The organism is Myxococcus eversor, from assembly GCF_010894455.1.
GTDB lineage: Bacteria > Myxococcota > Myxococcia > Myxococcales > Myxococcaceae > Myxococcus > Myxococcus eversor.
In genome coordinates this window covers 1-381 of sequence record NZ_JAAIXY010000114.1, presented here as the reverse complement: position 1 = coordinate 381, position 381 = coordinate 1, and the positions used below count along the sequence as shown (strand labels likewise).

At 62.7% G+C, this 381-nt stretch carries 1 protein-coding gene; it reads right to left on the bottom strand.

Annotation, left to right across the window (positions count from 1 at the left end; all coding sequences use genetic code 11):
- A partial coding sequence (locus tag G4D83_RS45380; RefSeq protein WP_163871189.1) for an ABC transporter permease occupies nucleotides 1-381 on the bottom strand: 381 nt, incomplete at both ends.

Here is a 381-nt window from a genome sequence, read left to right as displayed (position 1 = left end):
TCCCACCTGAGAGCAGCATCAACACGAGGATGACGAGGATGATCAGCAGCGCGAACTGCGCCATCGAACGTGAAATCGTCCCCAGGAAGATGCCGAGCGCCGTGGCGAAGAACAGGTAGAGCAAGACGCCGACGAACCACAGCACCACCGAGCCGGCGAACGGCACCTGCAGCACCATGTCCACGATCAGGAGGAGCGAAGCCCCGGTCGCGACGAGAATCACGAGGCTGTTGGCCCAGACCTTCGCCATCGCGATCTCGAACGAGGTCAGCGGCATCACGAGCAGGTGCTCCAGCGTTCCGTGTTCGCGTTCGCGGATGACCGCGGCGCCCGTCAGGACGACCGTGAGCAGGGTTATCTGATTGATGATGGCCACCACGC